Here is a 20,535-nt window from a genome sequence, read left to right as displayed (position 1 = left end):
ATTTAGTTAATTATTATACAATTGGCTTGTATATAAATAGATAAGTGTTATACAATAGAGTTGTATAATCGATTATTTTAAAAGTGGAGGTTATTATGGAAAAAAAGGTAACAATTATTAATGAGACAGGTCTACATGCGAGACCAGCTAGTTTATTTGTAAAGAAAGCGTCAGAATTCAAATCAAGTGTTGAGCTTGTTTACGATGGTGAAAAGGTCAATGCTAAATCTATTATGGGAATAATGAAGCTTGGTTTGGCTAAGGGAACTGAGATAGTAATAGAAACACATGGAGAAGACGAAGAGTTGGCACTAAATGAAATGGTACAATTAGTGGAAAACGGTTTTGGAGAAAAATAAATAAAGGTTTAAATGTTAAGGGTTTTGCTCTTAGCATTTTTTGTATTATTTGAGGAGGAAAGATTATGGTTATTAAAGGTATTGGAGCATCTCCTGGTATTGCGATAGGAAAAATATTGGTATTAGAAAATACTGAGATGATAATCGAGAAGAGAGAAAACTCTGATGTTGAAAAAGAACTTGTAAAATTAAGTGATGCAGTGGAAATTTCAAAGGCTGAGCTTCAAAATGTAAAAGAAAAAGTTAAAAATGAGCTAGGCGAAGAGGAATCTGAAATATTTGGTGCACATCTGTTGGTTTTAGATGATCCAGAGTTTATTGGAGAGGCTGAAAATAAAATAAAAAATGAATCTGTAAACGCTGAATATGCTTTGGACAGCGTAAAGGAAATGTTTGTTTCTATTTTTGAATCTATGGACAATGATTATATGAGGGAAAGAGCTGCTGACATAAAGGATGTTACAAATAGAGTATTGAGACATATTCTTGGGATAAAGGTTGTAGATTTGTCATCCTTAGATGAAGAGGTAATATTGGTTGCTAACGACTTAACTCCTTCTGATACTGCTGTTATGGATAAGTCTAAGGTGTTGGGATTCTTGACAAATATTGGTGGACGAACTTCTCATACTGCTATTATGGCAAGGACTCTTGAAATTGCTGCTATAGTTGGATTAAATGACATCACAGAGAAGGCAAACGATGGCGAATTTGTAATTTTTGATGGAGACAAAGGCGAAGTAATAATAAATCCAACGCAGCTAGAAATAGATTTATACACTGAAAAGAAAAAAGCATTTGAGATCGATAAAAAATCTCTTGAGCTTCTAAAGGGGAAACAATCGATAACTATTGATGGAAGGGTTGTTGAGCTGGCAGGTAATATTGGTACTCCGAATGACGTAGAGGGTCTTATTAAAAATGATGCAGAGGGTGTTGGTCTATATAGAACAGAATTTTTGTATATGGATAGCAATGAGCTTCCTAGTGAAGAAGTTCAGTTTGAGGCTTATAGGGCAGTGCTTGAAGGTATGAATGGCAAGCCTATCGTAATTAGAACTCTTGACATAGGTGGAGACAAAAAATTAAGCTATTTTGAAATGGATGAGGAAATGAATCCCTTCTTGGGATACAGAGCAATCAGATTGTGTTTGGATAGAACTGATATTTTTAAAACACAATTGAGGGCACTATATAGAGCATCAATGTTTGGCAAGCTTAGAATAATGTTTCCAATGATATCCTCATTGGAAGAATTGCTATCTGCAAAAAAAGTGTGTGAGGATGTAAAGCACGAGCTTGAGAAAGAGGGTGTAGCTTATTCTGATGATGTTGAAATTGGAATGATGATAGAAATACCTTCTGCTGCAGTGATTTCTGATATACTTGCAAAGCATGTGGATTTTTTCTCTATTGGTACAAATGATTTGATTCAGTATACATGTGCAGTTGATAGGATGAACCAAAAAATCAGTTATCTTTATAATCAATTTAATCCGGCAGTTCTTCGATTGATAAGATTGGTTATAAAGAACGCTCATGCTGAGGGAAAATGGGTTGGAATGTGTGGAGAATCTGCTGGTGATCAGAAGATGATTCCTATTCTACTTGGCTTTGGATTGGATGAATTCTCGATGTCTCCAATTTCTATCTTAAGAGCTAGAAGGTTGATAAATTCTGTAAGTAAAAGCGATATGGAAAAGCTATCAGAAGATATTTTAGCTTTATCTACAGCGGAAGAAATCGAATCTTATATGGATAATTTTATAGCGAATAGATAATAAAAATATACAATAATAACCTATAGTAAAAAAATAAAAATATACAATAAAAACAAAAAATTGAATAAAAACAAAAACTAAAAAATACTAGATATTAATCTAGTATTTTTTAGAGTCTAAAAAGACTTTGAAGTGATTATGGTAGTTTTGTAAACAAAACGTAATAGCGTAATAATTGTATTAGACTAATTTAGAATAGTTTTTAGTCTGTTGTTTCTTGAGTTCAAATCAAGATTATCAGTTTTTGTAAGCTTAACTGAATATCTCTTTCCATCGACAAAGAAAACAATAATCTTGTTATTATTGAAATTATATTCTCTATATTTTTCCATTTTTAAGCTACTGATTTTCTGTAACTTTTCTATATCTGTATCATTTGAAAGCTCGTAGTGGGCATCAGATTTCATCAACAGGTTAATTAAATTTTTTTCTTCGCCTATTTCATAAATACGATACTTCTTAACAATTTTTTCTAGTTGCTCAATATCCAAAGCGACATTGATTGGAGAACCGCTGTCATCCTTAGATATATTGCCACACAAATCCTGTTCATGAACAGGGTATAATTCATTATCATTAACATCAATAACTTTGTTGAAATGAACATACTGTTTATTGTTCACGTAGCCTTCATTTTTTACTTCAACAAAACCTGGGATGTAACCGATACAAAAAGATTCTATCGATTCCTTGTGAAACTTGTTTGAGATTGGTAAAATCTTTGTTGTATTATTCTTTTCATCAATATCTAAAACAATTGCATAATCCAAAGAGTAAGTATCTTTGTCAACATTATCTAGAGCAAAAAAATTATATCTAACAACATCACCCAACATAAGTTTGTACCTCCGTTTTATTTTAGAAAACCTTTTTCTATATAAAATATTATCATATTTTATTGTATAAGTCTAGTCTTTTTTATGAAAAAATATAAAAATGACCAATATTTTATAAAATTCTATTTTAATATGACATACTATTTATAGATTCATTGATAATTATGATGTATTATAAAAAATGAATTTTCGAAAAAAGAGCTGACCAAAAATTTATTTTTGGTCAGCTCTAAAACTATATATTTGATGTTAATATTTTTTATGGTTAATTTGAATTATATGCACTAATAAATGCGTTTACAAATATTTGTCTAGCTTCAGCTATTTGACTTGAATTGATTGGATTATCACCCTCAATATCATTAAACATTTGAGCCGCTACTTGTTTTAAATTTGATGCATCTCCACCACTTTGCTTGTAGCTGGTACCAGCACTATAACCTGCATTCTTGATTTCACCTCTTATACTGCTGTTAAGACTAGAAACCTTTGGAACAAACTCGCTACTATTTTCTGATATTATTTGATCCTTTCCGCTATTTTGACTGTTTGATCCAGATGCTTTTCCAGAATTGCTTGAAGACGAATTATTCTTACTAGAGCCATTGTTAGTGTCTTCTGACTTGCTTGAAGAGCTGTCTTTTGACTTATTTTTATTGTCCTTATCGCTTGATTTGTTTACATCGGTATTTTTATCCTTGTTTTCAGCGTTTGGATCTAAAGGCTCATCCTGAGTAGGGGACTTGCCTCTTATTTTTTCAATATCAGTTCTTATTTGATCCATCCTTTTCTTGAAATCCTTAAATAGCTCGTCGTATTCTTTTAATTTTTTTTCATATGTAGCAGAGTCATTGACAACACTGTCTGACATTTCCAAAGAAATTGAATACATCTTTTTCAATACTTCCTTTGCATCAAACAAAGGCTTATATTTTGTAGTGAGATTGCCCAGCAGGGTCTCTCCGTTTTTTATTGAGTCCTTTGCAGTGATAGCATCCCTTTCAAGCTGAGGATCTTTGCTTATATCGCTCAAAATTTTAAGATTATTTTTCAAATCATTGTAGTAAGAAAGAACTTCCTTGTATTCAATTACAATGTCTTCAACATTTTCCTTTGTTATTTCAGTTATATATTCAATTTTCGTAGTAGTCGTTTGTGTTTTATCTGGTTCATCTGTGCTTTTCTTCGAGCAAGCTGCAAGTGAGGTTGCAACGAGCGTGACAGACAACAATGAAGCCAGAGTTTTCATAAAAAGCTTCAATACATACACCTCCCATACACTAATTATGTTCATTATATCACAAAACATAATGAAAATACAAAAAAAATATTTTCTCTAATGATGTAACCTTTTGTAATTCTAGTAATTAGTGCTAAAAATATGGTATAATATACAGATGGAAATTATATCAAGGAGGAAAAAATTTGAAAATGATACATAAATATAACATGAATGGACTCAACATAGTGATAGATGTAAATGGTGGAGCTGTTCATGTTGTTGATGATATAACATATAAGGTATTAGATTATTATGAGGACAAATCTATTGATGAAATAAAGAATATTTTGCGAAGCGAATACAAAGAGGAGCAAATCGACGAATCGTATAATGAAATCAAGCAATTGGTTGAAGAGGGATTGCTATACAGTGAAGATGAATATGAGCTACATCCAAGCTTTGTAGATAGAAAACCAGTGGTTAAGGCTCTATGTCTAAATGTTGCTCACGATTGTAACTTGAAGTGCAAATATTGTTTTGCAAAGCAAGGTGATTTTGGTGGTAAAGCAGAGCTGATGCCACTAGATATAGGAAAAAAGGCAATAGATTTTTTGATTGAAAATAGTGGCAATAGAAGAAATCTTGAGATAGATTTCTTTGGTGGTGAACCATTGATGAATTGGGATGTCGTAAAAGAATTAGTTAAATATGGTAGGGAAAAAGAGCTTCCTGCAAATAAAAACATCAGGTTTACAATAACGACAAATGGAGTGCTATTGGATGACGAGAAAATAGATTTTATAAATGAGCATATGCATAATGTGGTCTTGTCGCTTGATGGAAGACGAGAAATAAATGACTTAATGAGACCAACAGTCAATGATAGAGGAAGCTATGATGTTATAGTTCCAAAGTTCCAAAAGCTTGTAAGACAGAGATCAAAGGATAAATTTTATTACGTAAGAGGTACATTCACTAGAGATAATCTTGACTTTTCAAAGGATATCGAGCATTTTTCTGATTTGGGATTTGAATTGACTTCAATTGAACCAGTTGTAGATGATGAATCAAATCCATTTGCTCTTAGAGAAGAGGATTTGCCTAAGATCTTTGAGGAATATGAAAGCTATGCAGATATACTTGCGAAAAGACAATTGAGAGGTGAAAAATTTAAATTTTTTCACTTTATGGTAGATTTGAATCAGGGACCATGTGTTATTAAGAGAATTACTGGCTGTGGTGCTGGAAATGAGTATCTTTCAGTAGTCCCTAATGGAGATATTTTTCCATGTCATCAATTTGTTGGTAAGGATGAATTTATTTTGGGAAATATAAATGATACTGAAATTCTAATTCCGGAAAGTGTAAAGAGTATGTTTAAAAATGCTCATGTATATAATAAAGAAAAGTGCAAGACCTGTTGGAATAAGTTTTATTGCTCTGGTGGTTGCCACGCAAATGCGATAAACTTTAATGGTGATATTTCAAAGCCTTATTATTTGGGGTGTGAAATGCAAAAGAAAAGAACAGAGTGTGCGATAATGATACAGGCTAAGTTATTGACTGAGGGTGAGTAATATATGAGAGTAAGCTATAAATATCTTGGAAGATATAGAGAAATTGCATCAGTACTTATTAAATATGGGTTTGGCTTTATCGTTGATAAGCTAAACAAGGATTCGGTTGCGGGAAAGATAATAACAAGGGCTCCAAAAGACGATGTCAAAGCCATGACAACTGGTCAACGTTTGAGACGCGCTTTTGAAGAGCTAGGACCTACATATATAAAAATAGGGCAAATTGTAAGCACCAGAAAAGATATCTTTGACGATGAGATAATTGAAGAGTTGAGTAAATTGAGGGATGACGTAGAGCCTTTTGATGATACGATTGCGATGGAAATTATTGAAGAGGAGTTGGGCTCCAGTATAGAGGACGTTTTTTCATTTATAAGCTCAAAGCCTATTGCAGCAGCTTCCATTGGTCAGGTATATGAAGGTGTGCTAAAGGATGGAAAAAAAGTTGTAATCAAGGTGCAAAGACCCGGAATTGACAATATAATAAAAGCTGATATTAGCATATTAAAAAGAATATCAAGCAATTTGGATATGCTTAAAAAAGATTGGAACATAGATATTTATGAGTTTATCTCTGAGATGGAGATTCAACTAATTAGGGAGTTGGATTATAAATTTGAAGCTGTTAATGGAATGAAGCTTGGCAGCATTTTCAAGCACAGTAGAGAAGTAGTTATTCCAGAGATATATAATGACTATACGACAAAAAAAATGTTGGTTATGGAAAAGATTGAGGGGATATGTCTTTCTGATATTGACAAGCATAATAAGACTGATTATGAAAAGAAGGCAATTGTAGAAAGAGGAGTTAAATCCTTTTTTAGGCAGGTAATGACATGTGGTTTTTTTCATGCGGATCCACATCCAGGAAATATCTTTATAATGGATGATGATAGAATTGCATATGTGGATTTTGGGATGATTGGAATTATTGACGACAGAACTCTATCATACTTAAACCAGCTTATTTTATCTTCTACTAGCAAAAATATTGATAAGCTTATTCGTATTTTGACAGATATGAATGCATTGCCAGCCAATAACAATGACGAGATGCTAAGACGAGATTTGTTGCTTTTGATTCACTATTATTACGATATTCCTTTTGACAAGCTGAGTATTGCTGAAATTTTGGATGAAGTCTTTAGGTTTATGAGGAATTACAGGATTACATTGCCTTCTCAGCTTGTTATATTAGGTAAAACGATTGTCACTTTGGAGGGTACGGCGAGAGGTCTATATAAAGATTTTAGCGTAGAGACAATCGCTAGTTCATACCTAAAATATTATAAGCAAGAGAAGCTAGATTTAAAAAGAAATCTAAAGAATGCAAAATACAATTTGGATGAGTATTATTATGATTTAATCAGAGTGCCGAATCAAATAAAGACGATACTGGGAATTCTAGAAAAAAACAATATGAAGCTGGATATAGGAGAATTTAAATCTCCAAAGCTGGAGGAGTCAATTAGAAAGCTTATGACGCTGATATCTATGAGCATCACGCTGGCTGCATGTATTATTGGATCGTCATTGATATTGGCATCCTCTAATATCGAAAAGAATGCCACGATAAGATATGTAAGTATAAGTGGATTTATTCTATCGTTTATAATAGGCATAGTTCTCATTTTCATGATTTTGAAAGATAACTACAAAAATAGATAAAAATTAATAAAATATATAAATGAGTGTATAAAAATTAGATGCAAAACAAATTATAAATAAAATGAATTAGAAACAAAACAAATGAGTATTAAAATAAAGGTAAATAAAGTATGAAAAAATGGACATTAAAATGTAAATCTAAGCCCAGTGGCAATAAGTTTACAATTGAAAAGGGAATTTCGGATGAAATTGCTCAAATAATGATAAATAGATCGGTTGCAGACGATGGTCTAGATATGTTTTTAAATCCAAATCTAGATTTTTTAAGAAATCCATTTTTGCTTAAAGATATGGATAAAGCAGTCGAAAGAATATATTCAGCTTTTTCGAGAAATGAAAAAATATTTGTTTACGGCGATTATGATGTTGATGGAGTATCTTCAACATCAATTATGATGATATTTTTTGATAATATCGGATACAAAAACGTAGATTTTTATATTCCGAACAGGCTAGAAGAAGGATATGGACTTAATACAGATGCGATCGACTATTTAAAAGAAAATAATGCAGATTTGATAATTACGGTAGATTGCGGAATTACGTCTGTAAACGAGGTGGAATATGCTAGAGAAAAAGGAATAGATGTTATAATAACTGATCATCATGAATGTCAGGAAAGACTTCCGAATGCGGTTGCAGTAATCGACCATAAAAGACCTGATTGTGATTATCCTTTTAAAGGTTTATGTGGCTGTGGAATTGCTTTTAAATTAATTCATGCTTTGAGCGGAGATGATTTTTACAAGGATATCTACAAGTATCTGGAAATAGTTTCGATTGCTACAATATGTGACATGATGCCTGTTCTAGATGAAAATAGGATCATTGTAAAAAATGGTTTTGAAATGATAGGAAAAGGCGAAAATATCGGAATGAAGGCTCTTATTGAAGTATGTGGATTGGTGGATACAAAGATTAATAGCTCACATTTGGGATTTGCATTGGGACCAAGAATTAACGCTTCCGGAAGGCTAGGCTTTTCAAATTTGGGGGTTAAGTTATTTACGACAAAGGATACAGAGGAGGCAAAGCGAATTGCCGAAATTATGGATATTAATAACTCGAAAAGACAAGAAATAGAATCAGCTATTTTTTTAAAAGCGGAGGAGCTGATTGAAAAAAATAGCTCTAGCAATGACAAAGTACTCGTCTTGGCTTCTGAGGGATGGCATCATGGAATAATAGGTATTGTAGCTTCGAAAATAACTGAAAAGTATTATAAGCCTTGTGTTTTGTTGTGTATAGAAGATGGTGTGGCAGTTGGCTCTGCAAGATCCATTAAAGGCTTTGACTTGTTTTCAGCACTGCTTCAATGTAAGGAATATATGATTAAATTTGGTGGTCATGAGCAAGCTGCTGGAATGACAGTAAAGGAAGAGGATATCGAAAATATAAGAGTTAGGCTAAACCATGCTGCAGAATATTCTTTGTCAAATGAAGACTTGATTGAGGAAATTAAAATTGAATATGAAATATCTGAGGATAGTCTTAATCTAGAATTTGTGGATAGCCTTCATGACTTGGAACCATTCGGAATCAATAATCCAACACCGTATTTTTTGATGAGGGACTGCATTGTTAAAAGCAAATATCTTATTGGAAAAGATAAAAAACATTTGAAGATAGGCATTGAAAAAGAAAAAAGCTTCGAGTGTGTGGGATTTGGTATGGCTCATTTATCGGAATTATTTGAAGCTGGAGACAGTATAGATTTGGTATTTAAGGCGGATAAAAATACATTCAATGGAAGTACAAAAGTTCAGCTTTTAATAAAGGACATTAGGTTAAATAAAACAAGGTCGGTTTATAAACATACTAATTTTTTTCGTGAGTATGCTAATAATGTTTTGAGCTATTGTGAGAGGGTAATAAATGATAATAATAGTGATTGTGCCAACAATCATTATTATTTAGAAAGACCATCCAAAATTGTAGATAACATAATCAATCGTAATAATAAAAGAGTGGAAAATATAGCCGAATTATTCGATGGAAAAAATTTGATTATTATAAATACCTTAAACGGAATGTTTAGATTATTTTCCGACATAAATATATTGAACAATGAAAAAATAGAGTTCATTTTCATATCAAATATTGATAAAAGAGATATTAAAGGATATAATAAAATTATTATGTATGATTATCCAAATAATTTAGATGAAGTTTATTATATACTTGAAGAAAAAGATGAAAATACTGATATCATTATGAATGTTAATGAAAGTGATTTTGTGCATTTAATGAGAGAATTTTCTAGCATGAAATTTGACAGAGATAAATTTGTTAGAGTTTACAAGTATTTGGACAATCTGTCAATTGGTGAGCTAAATATTGGAGAACTGGTCGAAAATACTGGAGTACCAGTAGTTAGTGCATTGTTGATTATCAATATTTTGAAAACAGAAGATCTAATAGATTTTAATATCAATTTGGAAAATGGAGCTGTCAGCTTCAAGCTGTTGCCAAGACCTGAAAAAAAGGTAAACCTTGAAGACAATGTTATCGTAAAAAAGATATCTAGTGATTTAGAAAAATTCATTAAAATGTACAGCTTGGATTAAATTGGTATTGATTAGATTAAATTAAATGTAAAGAATTATATTAAACATATAGAGATTTAATCATATACAATCGAATTGAATAATATTAAAAGAAAATAAAATAAATATAGACTAAATATATAAATATTTATGGAGGGAAGCATGGACTTATCAAAAAAAATTAGAGAAATTAAGGATTTTCCAAAGCCAGGGATTGGATTTAAGGATATTACAACACTTTTAAAGGATGGAGAAGCCTTTAGATATACAGTTGATTGTATATCCGAGAATCTTAGAAAGCATAATGTGGATATTATTGTAGGACCTGAGGCCAGAGGCTTCATTCTAGGAACACCTGTTGCATATAACCTGGGTGTAGGCTTTGTACCGATAAGAAAACCAGGAAAATTGCCTGGAAAAGTAGAATCCTATGAATATAGCCTTGAATATGGAACAGATGTTCTTGAAATACACGAGGATGCGATAACAAAAGGGATGCGTGTAGCAATAGTTGACGATTTATTGGCTACAGGTGGAACTGTTGCAGCTACCACAAAATTGATTGAAAAGCTTGGTGGAGAAGTGGTTTCTATAGAATTTTTGATTGAACTGGACTTCTTAGATGGTAGAAAAAAGCTTGATGGTTATAATGTAAATACTTTAGTTCATTATTCTGAAGAATAATCAGATGACGGTCAGTTTGAAAGGGGTGAAATTATGAGCGATAACGAAATAATTTATGATGAAGATTTGAAAAAATTAATAAATAAAATATTGTCATATTCACCTAATGCTGATTGTGAAAAGGTGGTAAAGGCATATTATCTCTCCAGGGAAGCTCATGAGAACCAGTTCAGAAAATCTGGAGAACCGTATTTTATTCATCCTGTAGCTGTTTCAAATATCTTGGCAGATATGCAGCTGGATGTTGATACGATTTGTGGAGGACTTCTACATGACGTTGTAGAAGATACTGAATATGAAGAAAAAGATATAGAAGAAATGTTTGGCAAGGATGTCGCTATTTTGGTTGATGGGGTAACTAAGCTTGGTAAGATAAAGTATATGACTAAGGAAGAATCTCAATCTGAAAACCTAAGAAAGATGTTTCTTGCAATGGCAAAGGACTTGAGAGTTATTCTGATAAAGCTGGCGGATAGGCTTCACAATATGAGAACCTTAGAGTATATGAATCCAGACAAAGCCAAGTACAAGGCTCAAGAAACCTTGGATATATACGCAGGTATTGCTAATAGACTTGGTATTTCTAAAATCAAATGGGAATTGGAGGACCTGTCTCTAAGATACTTGGATCCAGATGGATACTACAGCCTAGTAAAAAAAGTAAGAATGAAAAGAGAACAGAGAGAATCCTATATCGAGGATATTGTAAAGCTTTTAAAAGAAAATTTTACAAGCTCAAGCATTCCTTGTGATGTATACGGGAGACCAAAGCATTTTTATAGTATATATAGAAAGATGAAAATCAAGGATAAAAGCTTTGACGAGATATACGATTTGATAGCAATAAGAGTAATTGTAGATTCTGTGAAGGATTGCTATGGTGTTTTGGGTATTATTCATACTCTTTGGAAACCAATGCCAGGTAGATTTAAAGATTATATAGCTATGCCAAAGCCTAATATGTATCAATCATTGCATACTACTGTTATTGGCTCTGATGGCGAGCCACTTGAGATACAAATTAGAACTCACGAAATGCATGATATTGCTGAATACGGTATTGCCGCCCACTGGAAATATAAGGAAGGTAAGTCCGATGAGGCAATTTCAAGTGTCGATGAGAGATTACAGTGGCTTAGAAGGATGATGGAGTGGGAGAAGGATGTTACCGACCCTCATGAATTTCTTGACGCTTTGAAGGAGGATGTATTTAATTCTCAGGTTTATGTATTTACCCCTCAAGGTGAGGTGGTAGAATTGCCAAATGGATCTATTCCAGTAGATTTTGCCTATAGAATTCACTCAAGCATAGGAAACAAATGTATTGGAGCAAAGGTAAATGGAAAAATTGTTTCCTTTGAATACAAGCTGAGGAATGGTGATATTGTTGAAATTCATACATCTTCAAATTCTCCGGGACCTAGTAGAGATTGGCTTAATATGGTCAAAACCTCCAATGCTAGAAATAGAATTAGGCAGTATTTTAAAAAAGAAAGAAGAGAAGAAAATATTGAGCGTGGTGCTGCCATATTAGAAAAAGAATTCAAGAGATTGAATCTAAATAAAAATGATGAAAATGTTCAAGCTGCTTTGAGAGAGATTTCTAAAAAGTTTAATCAGCCAGATTATGACGATTTTTTGGCAACAGTCGGGTATGGTGGAATTGCAGGAAATCAAGTCGTAACAAAGGTTAGAGATTTTATTTTAAAGGATGCTAGAAAGCAAGAAAAGGAGCAAAAAATAAATCAAGAAGAAGATATTGAAAAGCATAATGCTCTTGAAAATGAAAAGCTAAAAACTGCAGCAAAATCAAAAAAGAGAGAAAAAAGGCATACAGGTGTTCAAGTTGATGGTTTGGACGGTATTTATGTAAGATTTGCAAAATGCTGTAGTCCACTTCCAGGTGATGATATAGTTGGATATATCACTAGGGGAAGAGGTGTGACAGTTCATAGAACTGATTGCGAGAATATTATTAGAGATAAAGAAAATAATGCTGGAAAAATGATTAATGTTTCATGGGTTGAGGATAATGATTCGAGGTTTGAGGCTGACATTCAATTGAATGCAAATAATAGAAGAGGAATTTTAAACGAGATAACACACGTGATTTCAAATGAAAAAGTAGGGCTAAATGGAATTTATGCTAGAAAGGGTTCGGAGATCGGCATTACGATTGATTTGACCCTAGAGGTAAATGGGATTGAGCAGTTGAATTACGTGATGAGAAAATTAAACAATATACCTGGTGTAGAGGATACATACAGAGTTCATAGTAGATAGAGGTGTATATGAGAGCAGTAGTTCAAAAGGTGACAGCTTCAAATGTCAGCGTTGATGGAGAAGTGGTTGGAAAAATAAATTCAGGCTTGCTCGTGCTGTTGGGTGTGGGCGAGGATGATGAGATAAAGGATGTCGACTATATGGTTGATAAGATTGTGAATCTTAGAATTTTCGAGGATGAAAATGAAAAATTGAATTTATCGTTGCTTGACGTTAGTGGTGAGCTGTTGGTGGTAAGTCAGTTTACTTTATTCGGTGATTGTAGAAAGGGAAGGCGTCCAGGATTTTCTGATGCAGCAAGACCGGATAAGGCAGATGAGTTCTATATTGACTTTGTGGAAAAGGCAAAAGCTTATGGCATAAATGTACAGACTGGAAAATTTAGAACACATATGATGGTTGAACTGATAAACGATGGTCCTGTGACATTGTTGATAGATTCGAAAAAAAATTTTTAGGAGGTCTTATGAAATTAGAGGTAATAGTGGACTCGATGATGCAAGAGAATACTTATATATATTATGATGAAAATACACTTGAGGCTGTCGTGATTGATCCAGCCCTTTGCTTTGATAAACAGAAAGCTTTTATAAAAAAGCATAATTTGGTCGTGAAATATATAATGTTGACCCATTCTCATGCAGATCATATTGGAGATGTGCTGGAGCTGAAGAAGCTTACAAATGCTCAAATAGTGGCAAATATCAATGAAAAAGAAATGTTAAATGATGCAAATAAAAATTTAAGTAATCAGTTTTTTCCATACCCAGTGGAGATAGAAGCTGATATCTATGTTTCAGATAGAGAAAAGCTGAAGATGGGAGAACATACTTTTTCATTCTTCGACACTCCAGGACACACTGAAGGTGGAATGTGTATTAGATGTGGAATGGATATGTTTACTGGAGATACTCTATTTATGGGGTCTATTGGAAGAACAGATTTATATGGCGGCGATTATAACCAGATGCTGAAGTCTTTAAAGAAGCTGTCAAAGATGGAAAATGATTTGGTTATCTACCCTGGTCATGGTCCTGCCAGTACCATTGGCAGAGAAAAAAATAGTAATTATTATATGAAATTGGTGATATAATGATAGATATACTTTTGATTGGACATGACTATAGGTATGAATTGTCTGAATTTTTAAAGCTATTTTCTTCTGAGTTTTCATTTCTTGAAAGCTCAGAAGTTTTTGACGTTAATAATGAAGATGAGTTTGACTCATTGGCAATATCAAAAAAAATTTATGAATTGAGTGATTTAGATAATGATATTTTGATCAATAGGCTGCATATTGATAGAGCTACACACTCTATTAAAATAATTTCAGAAACTATTGTCATAAGCAATAATATAGTAGCCTACCAAAAAGAATTATCCGAGCATTTAGATTTTGAAAAAAAATTTGCAAATAACGAAAAAAAAATAGATAATGTAATAAAGAGTGTTTCAAAGAGATTGATTCAAAAGAGTATGTTTGAATTTCTAAAGAATAGGTTTGATGCATACGTACCATGGGGGATTTTGACCGGAATAAGACCATTAAAAATAGTGCATTCATTGTTGGATGATGATTTATCTGAAGCTAAGGTCATTGATATTTTGAAAAATAATTATTTAATATCTGATGAAAAGATAGATTTGTTGATGAAGGTGGCAAAAAGGGAAAGAAAATACATTTATCCAGTAGATGAAGACAAAATCTCATTGTACGTAAGCATTCCGTTTTGTCCAACAAAATGTCTGTATTGTTCCTTTCCATCCCACCCTCTTGCAAAATTTGGCAAGCTGAGAGATTCATATTTAGAAAAATTGATACATGAGGCAAAGGGGCTTGGAGATTTAATTAAATTTCAGGGAAAGAGAATAGAAACTCTTTATATCGGTGGAGGTACTCCAACAGCATTAGATGCCGAGCAGCTCGATTTTTTGATAAGGGCTATTTTTGAAATATTCGATTTAGAACAGCTTGAGGAGTTTACTGTCGAGGCTGGTAGACCTGATAGTATAACGAGAGAGAAGCTAGAAGCTTTGAAAAGAAACAAAGTTACGAGAATTAGCATCAATCCCCAGACTATGAATCAAGATACACTTGATAAGATAGGGCGTAATCATACAGTTTATGATATAGTTGATTGTTTTTTGATTGCACGAGAGCTTGGCTTTGATAATATAAATATGGATTTGATACTCGGTCTTCCAGGGGAAACTCCTGATATGGTTGAAAATACGATGAAAGAAATCGTAAAATTAAATCCTGAAAGCGTGACAGTCCACACTCTTGCATTAAAGAGAGCATCCGATTTAAATATTAATATTGAGGATTATAAGAGTGATTTGACTTCCTATAAAAGTATGATCAGGATGATTGAAATATCTCAAAAATATATGAGTATGCATGAATATTTCCCATATTATTTGTACAGACAAAAACATATGCTTGGAAATTTGGAAAATATTGGATATTCAAAGGATGGAAAGGAATGTTTGTACAATATGCAGATAATGGAAGAAATGCAGTCTAATTATGCGATTGGAGCAGGTGCTGTTTCAAAATTTGTGTACTTAAAAGAAAACAGAATTGAAAGGGTAGACGATGTTAAAAATGTTGAAATCTACATTGATAGAGTCGACGATATGATAGATAAAAAATATGCGGAGGTAAAGAAAAATGGTTATTAGTGCTCCAAGAGGAACAAAAGACATAACTCCAAAAGAATCTTATAAATGGAATTTTTTGGAGAACAAATTCAAAGAGATTTGTTCGATTTACGGCTATGAAGAAATTAGGACTCCAATTTTTGAGCATACTGAATTATTCAAAAGAGGCGTTGGAGATACTACTGATATCGTTCAGAAGGAAATGTATTCCTTTGTCGATAAGGGTGATAGAGAGATTACATTGAAACCAGAAGGTACAGCAGGTGTAGTGAGATCTTTTATCGAGCATAAAATGAATGCTGATGCTCAGCCGACCAAATTATTTTATATAACACCTTGCTTTAGATATGAAAGACCGCAATCCGGTAGACAAAGGCAATTTCACCAATTTGGGATCGAGGCAATAGGGGGTGATTCTCCGTCACTTGATGCTGAGGTAATCGCTCTTGCTATGCAGTTTCTGAATGAATTGGGCTTGAACGATCTAGCTGTTTCAATAAACTCAGTTGGATGTCCTGTTTGTAGAGAAAGCTACAACAGACTTCTAAAAGACTACCTATTGCAGAAATCAGATGTTCTTTGTGATTTGTGTAATGATAGAAGAGAAAAAAATCCTATGAGAGTTATCGATTGCAAGAACGAGACTTGTCAAGCAAATATTGTTGATATACCTCTAATGGCTGATCATTTGTGTGAGGATTGTCAGAAGCATTTTGAAACACTAAAAGAATATCTTGATGAGATGAACATTAAGTATTCTGTTGATAAGAAAATTGTAAGAGGGTTGGACTATTATAAGAGAACTGCCTTTGAGATAATATCAAATGACCTTGGCTCACAATCTACAGTTTGTGGTGGTGGTAGATACGATGGACTTGTAGAGTTAATCGGTGGTCCAAAAGGTTTTAGTGGAATAGGATTTGGTATGGGTGTTGAGAGATTATTGCTGACACTTGAAGCAAACGACATTGAGATTGAAAATCCAAATAGGACTGATATATTTATTGTGACTATCGGTGAAAAGGCAAAATTGAAATCATTTAGTTTATTAAAGGAATTGAGAAAAGAGCATTTCTCTGCTGACAAGGACCACTTGGATAGAAGTGTAAAGGCTCAGTTTAAATACTCGAATAAGATTAACTCAAGGTTTACGATCGTTATTGGCGATGATGAACTAGAAAAAGATGAAGCAAGCCTAAAGGATATGGAAACTGGAGAACAGAGACTTATTAAAATCAGCGAAATAGTTGATGAATTGAAAAAAAGGAATCTAGATTTGAACAATGATTTGGATGCCTAGAGTAACTATCAGTTCGTTTGAGCTGGTAGTTATTGGATACAAACTAATAAATAGATGATTTAAAGCTTGGAGGTAAAAAAGTTGGATACTATTAAGGGAATGAAAAGGACTTGTTATGCAGGTAGTCTTAGACTTGACGATATAGGTAGAGAGGTTGTGCTTATGGGTTGGGTTCAGAAGAAAAGAAATTTAGGTGGATTGGTATTCGTCGACTTAAGAGATAGAGGTGGCATTGCTCAGATAGTTTTTGATAATGATGTCAGTAAAGCTGCTTTTGAAAAGGCAGAAAAATTAGGTAGTGAGTATGTAATAGCCATCAGAGGAAAGGTTTTTGAAAGGGAGTCAAAGAATAGTAATATTCCTACTGGTGATGTTGAGGTTTTTGCAGAGGAAATAAGAGTATTAAATGAATCTCAGACACCACCTATTTACATCAAGGATGATGATGAAGTGGGTGAGGCTTTAAGACTTAAATACAGATATCTTGATCTTAGAAAACCGAAGATGCAAAAGAATTTGATGCTGAGAGCAAAGGTCGCAAATGTAGTAAGAAATTATTTAACAGACAATGATTTTTGTGAAATAGAAACACCATTTTTGATAAAACCTACTCCAGAGGGTGCCAGAGATTACCTTGTACCTTCAAGAGTAAATCCTGGAAAATTTTATGCATTACCACAATCACCACAGCTTTATAAGCAGCTGTTGATGGTAAGTGGTATGGATAGATATTTCCAGATAGTTAAGTGCTTTAGAGATGAAGACTTGAGAGCTGATAGACAGCCTGAATTTACTCAGATAGACTGTGAAATGTCATTTGTCGATGAGAATGATGTTATGGAAATAATGGAAGGAATGTTGAAAAAAATATTCAAAGAAGTATTGGATAAAGACATCGTGACTCCTTTTCCAAGAATGACATTCGCTCAAGCAATGGATAAGTATGGCTCTGATAAGCCAGATACAAGATATGGACTAGAGCTTGTGAATCTTAGTGATGTAGTGAAAAGCTGCGGCTTTAAAGTATTTGCTGACTGCGCTGCAAGGGAGGGATACTCGGTTAGAGGTATCAATGTCGTTGGTGAGGCAGATTCTTTTACAAGAAAAGCAATCACACATTTGGAGGAACATGCAAAAACATATAAAGCAAAAGGCTTGGCATGGATGAAGATTACAACTGAAGGTGTTACATCGCCAATTGCAAAATTCTTTAGTGAAGATGAGCTGATAAATATTCAGAATGCCATGAAGGCAAAGGTAGGAGATCTTCTGCTATTTGTTGCGGATAAGGATTCTGTGGTTTATGATTCATTAGGGCAGGTTAGAATAGCTGTCGCTGATAAATTAAAGCTTGCAGATCCTGATAAGTTTAATTTACTATGGGTTACTGAGTTTCCTGTATTTGAGGAGGATGAAGAAAACGGAAGATTTATCGCAAAGCACCATCCGTTTACGTCACCGATGGAAGAAGATATAGATAAATTAGAAGACAATGATAAGCTTAAATTAAGAGCAAGAGCGTATGATATAGTATTAAATGGATACGAAATCGGTGGAGGCTCTATTAGAATTTCTGATGCAAGGGTGCAGGAAAAAATGTTCAGAGCGCTAGGACTTTCTGATGAAGAGGCGAATAACAAATTTGGATATTTGTTGGAAGCATTTAAATTTGGAACACCTCCTCATGGTGGTTTAGCGTTTGGGTTGGATAGACTGGTAATGCTGTTGGCAGGAGCTGAAAACATCAGAGAAGTCATCGCATTTCCAAAAAACCAAAATGCTGTCTGCACAATGACAAATGCACCTACAGAGGCGGAGATCAATCAGCTAGAAGAATTGAGTATCAGAGTATCCCTAGAAGACAAGGAGTGATAACTATGGATCAAAGAGGCTATATTCTTGAAGTAACGAGTGATGATACAGCGATGTTCAAGATGCAGAGACTATCTGCGTGTGCGAGCTGTGGAAAATGCATTGGGGCTAGCAATAGCGAATCTCAGGATATTATTGTCGAGGTACAGAACAAAATCGGTGCAAAAAAGGGACAGTATGTTGAGGTGTCAATGGAACAGATAGATGTGATGAGAGCAATATTTATCGTTTATGGAATACCTCTTATAGCGTTGATAGTCGGCTCGGTAGCATCATTTTATCTGCTTGAGAATATCGGATATACTGGAAACAAATTAGAAATATTGTCATTTGTTTCTGGGCTTGTATTGACGGGAATTTCGTACATTTTCATCAAGAGGAAGGATAATTCTTTTAGAGAAAGCAGGAGATATATGCCAACTGTCACAAGGATAGTGGGAGATATTAAGCCTGAGAATGTTTTAGATCAATTTTCGAATTAGAAAAAATAATAAAAAATAATAGACAGTAATAAACAATTAATCGTTATAAAAATTTTTGACGATAAAATTATAGGAGGATAACAATGGAATTATTAGAAGGATTAAAAGCACAAATCGAAGGTAAGAATATTAGGATAGTTCTTCCAGAGGGGACTGAGCCTAGAATATTAGAAGCTGCAGCAAGATTAAACAAAGAAGGTATACTAGTACCTGTATTGGTAGGAAAGGCTTCAGAGGTTGAAAAGGTAGCAAATGAAAATAATTTTGATATATCTGGAATAGAAATTTTAGATCCAGCAAGCTACGGAGAGTTTGATATGATGGTTGATTCCTTTGTTGAGAGAAGAAACGGTAAGGCGACAAAGGAAGATGCTCAAAAAATATTATTGGATGAAAATTATTTTGGAACAATGCTTACATATATGGGTAAGGTTGACGGAATGGTTAGTGGTGCCATTCATTCAACTGGAGATACTGTAAGACCAGCTCTTCAAATCGTAAAGACAAAGCCAGGTGTTTCCAGAACAAGTGGTGCGTTTGTAATGCTAAAGGATAATACAAGATATATATTCTCTGACTGTGCTATAAATATCGAATTGGATGCTGAAGGATTGGCTGGTGTTGCAGTTGAAAGTGCCAAGACTGCAAAAATATTCGGTATAGATCCCAAAATTGCAATGCTGAGTTTTTCGACAAAGGGATCTGCAAAGCATGATTTGGCGACTAAGGTTGAAGAGGCGACAAAGCTTGCAAAGGAAATGGCACCAGAGCTTCCAATAGAGGGTGAAATTCAATTTGATGCGGCAATAGTTCCATCAGTTGGGCAGCAAAAAGCACCAGGCTCTGAAGTGGCTGGATACGCAAATGTATTTGTATTCCCATCTCTGGAAGCAGGAAATATAGGCTACAAGATTGCTCAGAGATTGGGAGGCTTTGAGGCTTTAGGTCCAATACTTCAAGGCCTAAATAAACCGATTACAGATCTTTCTCGTGGTTGCAGTGCTGATGATGTGTACAAATTGAGCATAATTACTGCTTGTCAGAGTTTATAACAAAAATTTTAGGTATCCAAATAAAAATATTATTAAAGTGTTCAGTTATGGGTATCATAGAATTAATAACAAAAACAAATTGTTAATAATTTTTGGAGGATACATATGATAAAAGAAATAAGTCCATATATTGTATTAAATGGAAACGGTAGAGATGCAGTGGAATATTATAAAGACGTACTAGACGCTGAGGTTAGAAAGAAAAAATA

General features: G+C 33.7%; 16 protein-coding genes. 14 read left to right on the top strand and 2 right to left on the bottom strand.

What is annotated here, in order from left to right; all coding sequences use genetic code 11:
- Positions 1-95 precede the first annotated feature (95 nt).
- Together BM120_RS00835 and ptsP are read left to right on the top strand one after the other, a co-directional pair.
- The gene (locus BM120_RS00835; RefSeq protein ID WP_091992600.1) at positions 96-359 is read left to right on the top strand and encodes an HPr family phosphocarrier protein; all 264 of its coding nucleotides are present in this window, start codon (positions 96-98) and stop codon (positions 357-359) included.
- A gap of 65 nt (positions 360-424) precedes the next feature.
- On the top strand, positions 425-2,140 hold the full coding sequence (gene ptsP, locus BM120_RS00830) for a phosphoenolpyruvate--protein phosphotransferase (protein WP_091992599.1): 1,716 nt from the start codon (positions 425-427) through the stop codon (positions 2,138-2,140).
- A 185-nt stretch (positions 2,141-2,325) separates the two neighbouring features.
- Here ptsP and BM120_RS00825 read toward each other — a convergent pair whose 3' ends face one another.
- Both BM120_RS00825 and BM120_RS00820 read right to left on the bottom strand, forming a co-directional pair.
- A complete protein-coding gene (locus BM120_RS00825) occupies positions 2,326-2,976 on the bottom strand; it encodes a hypothetical protein (RefSeq protein ID WP_091992598.1) in 651 nt (216 codons plus the stop codon).
- Between the two features lie 265 nt (positions 2,977-3,241).
- Complete coding sequence (locus tag BM120_RS00820) at positions 3,242-4,246, bottom strand: hypothetical protein (protein ID WP_442956743.1); 1,005 nt, start codon at positions 4,244-4,246, stop codon at positions 3,242-3,244.
- Between the two features lie 155 nt (positions 4,247-4,401).
- Here BM120_RS00820 and scfB point away from each other — a divergent pair, with 155 nt between their 5' ends.
- The 12 genes from scfB to pta all read left to right on the top strand — a co-directional run bounded on the left by scfB (position 4,402) and on the right by pta (position 20,326).
- The gene (scfB, locus tag BM120_RS00815) at positions 4,402-5,775 is read left to right on the top strand and encodes a thioether cross-link-forming SCIFF peptide maturase (RefSeq protein ID WP_091992596.1); all 1,374 of its coding nucleotides are present in this window, start codon (positions 4,402-4,404) and stop codon (positions 5,773-5,775) included.
- Between the two features lie 3 nt (positions 5,776-5,778).
- Positions 5,779-7,443, top strand: coding sequence for an ABC1 kinase family protein (locus BM120_RS00810; protein ID WP_091992595.1), 1,665 nt, complete (start codon positions 5,779-5,781; stop codon positions 7,441-7,443).
- 110 nt (positions 7,444-7,553) lie between these two features.
- Complete coding sequence (recJ, locus tag BM120_RS00805) at positions 7,554-10,010, top strand: single-stranded-DNA-specific exonuclease RecJ (protein ID WP_091992594.1); 2,457 nt, start codon at positions 7,554-7,556, stop codon at positions 10,008-10,010.
- 141 nt (positions 10,011-10,151) lie between these two features.
- Positions 10,152-10,673 carry an adenine phosphoribosyltransferase gene (locus BM120_RS00800; protein WP_091992593.1) on the top strand — a complete coding sequence of 174 codons (522 nt, stop codon included), beginning with the start codon at positions 10,152-10,154 and terminating at the stop codon, positions 10,671-10,673.
- A 33-nt stretch (positions 10,674-10,706) separates the two neighbouring features.
- Entirely contained in the window at positions 10,707-12,956 is a 2,250-nt protein-coding gene (locus BM120_RS00795; protein ID WP_330389276.1) for a RelA/SpoT family protein, read from the top strand.
- A gap of 8 nt (positions 12,957-12,964) precedes the next feature.
- On the top strand, positions 12,965-13,414 hold the full coding sequence (dtd, locus tag BM120_RS00790) for a D-aminoacyl-tRNA deacylase (RefSeq protein WP_091992592.1): 450 nt from the start codon (positions 12,965-12,967) through the stop codon (positions 13,412-13,414).
- Positions 13,415-13,422: 8 nt separating this feature from the next.
- Complete coding sequence (locus BM120_RS00785; RefSeq protein WP_091992591.1) at positions 13,423-14,049, top strand: MBL fold metallo-hydrolase; 627 nt, start codon at positions 13,423-13,425, stop codon at positions 14,047-14,049.
- Positions 14,049-15,641: a coproporphyrinogen dehydrogenase HemZ gene (gene hemZ / locus BM120_RS00780; protein WP_091992590.1), complete on the top strand. Its 1,593-nt coding sequence runs from the start codon at positions 14,049-14,051 to the stop codon at positions 15,639-15,641. Before BM120_RS00785 ends, hemZ begins: the two co-directional genes overlap by 1 nt.
- Positions 15,631-16,920 carry a histidine--tRNA ligase gene (hisS, locus tag BM120_RS00775; RefSeq protein ID WP_091992589.1) on the top strand — a complete coding sequence of 430 codons (1,290 nt, stop codon included), beginning with the start codon at positions 15,631-15,633 and terminating at the stop codon, positions 16,918-16,920. The genes hemZ and hisS overlap by 11 nt, the downstream gene beginning before the upstream one ends.
- A gap of 81 nt (positions 16,921-17,001) precedes the next feature.
- Positions 17,002-18,792, top strand: coding sequence for an aspartate--tRNA ligase (aspS, locus tag BM120_RS00770; RefSeq protein ID WP_091992588.1), 1,791 nt, complete (start codon positions 17,002-17,004; stop codon positions 18,790-18,792).
- A 5-nt stretch (positions 18,793-18,797) separates the two neighbouring features.
- Complete coding sequence (locus BM120_RS00765; protein WP_091992587.1) at positions 18,798-19,274, top strand: SoxR reducing system RseC family protein; 477 nt, start codon at positions 18,798-18,800, stop codon at positions 19,272-19,274.
- Between the two features lie 83 nt (positions 19,275-19,357).
- Positions 19,358-20,326: a phosphate acetyltransferase gene (gene pta / locus BM120_RS00760; protein WP_091992586.1), complete on the top strand. Its 969-nt coding sequence runs from the start codon at positions 19,358-19,360 to the stop codon at positions 20,324-20,326.
- Positions 20,327-20,535 lie beyond the last annotated feature (209 nt).

The organism is Peptostreptococcus sp. D1, assembly GCF_900112955.1.
GTDB lineage: Bacteria > Bacillota > Clostridia > Peptostreptococcales > Peptostreptococcaceae > Peptostreptococcus.
This window is presented reverse-complemented; position numbering and strand designations above follow the sequence as displayed.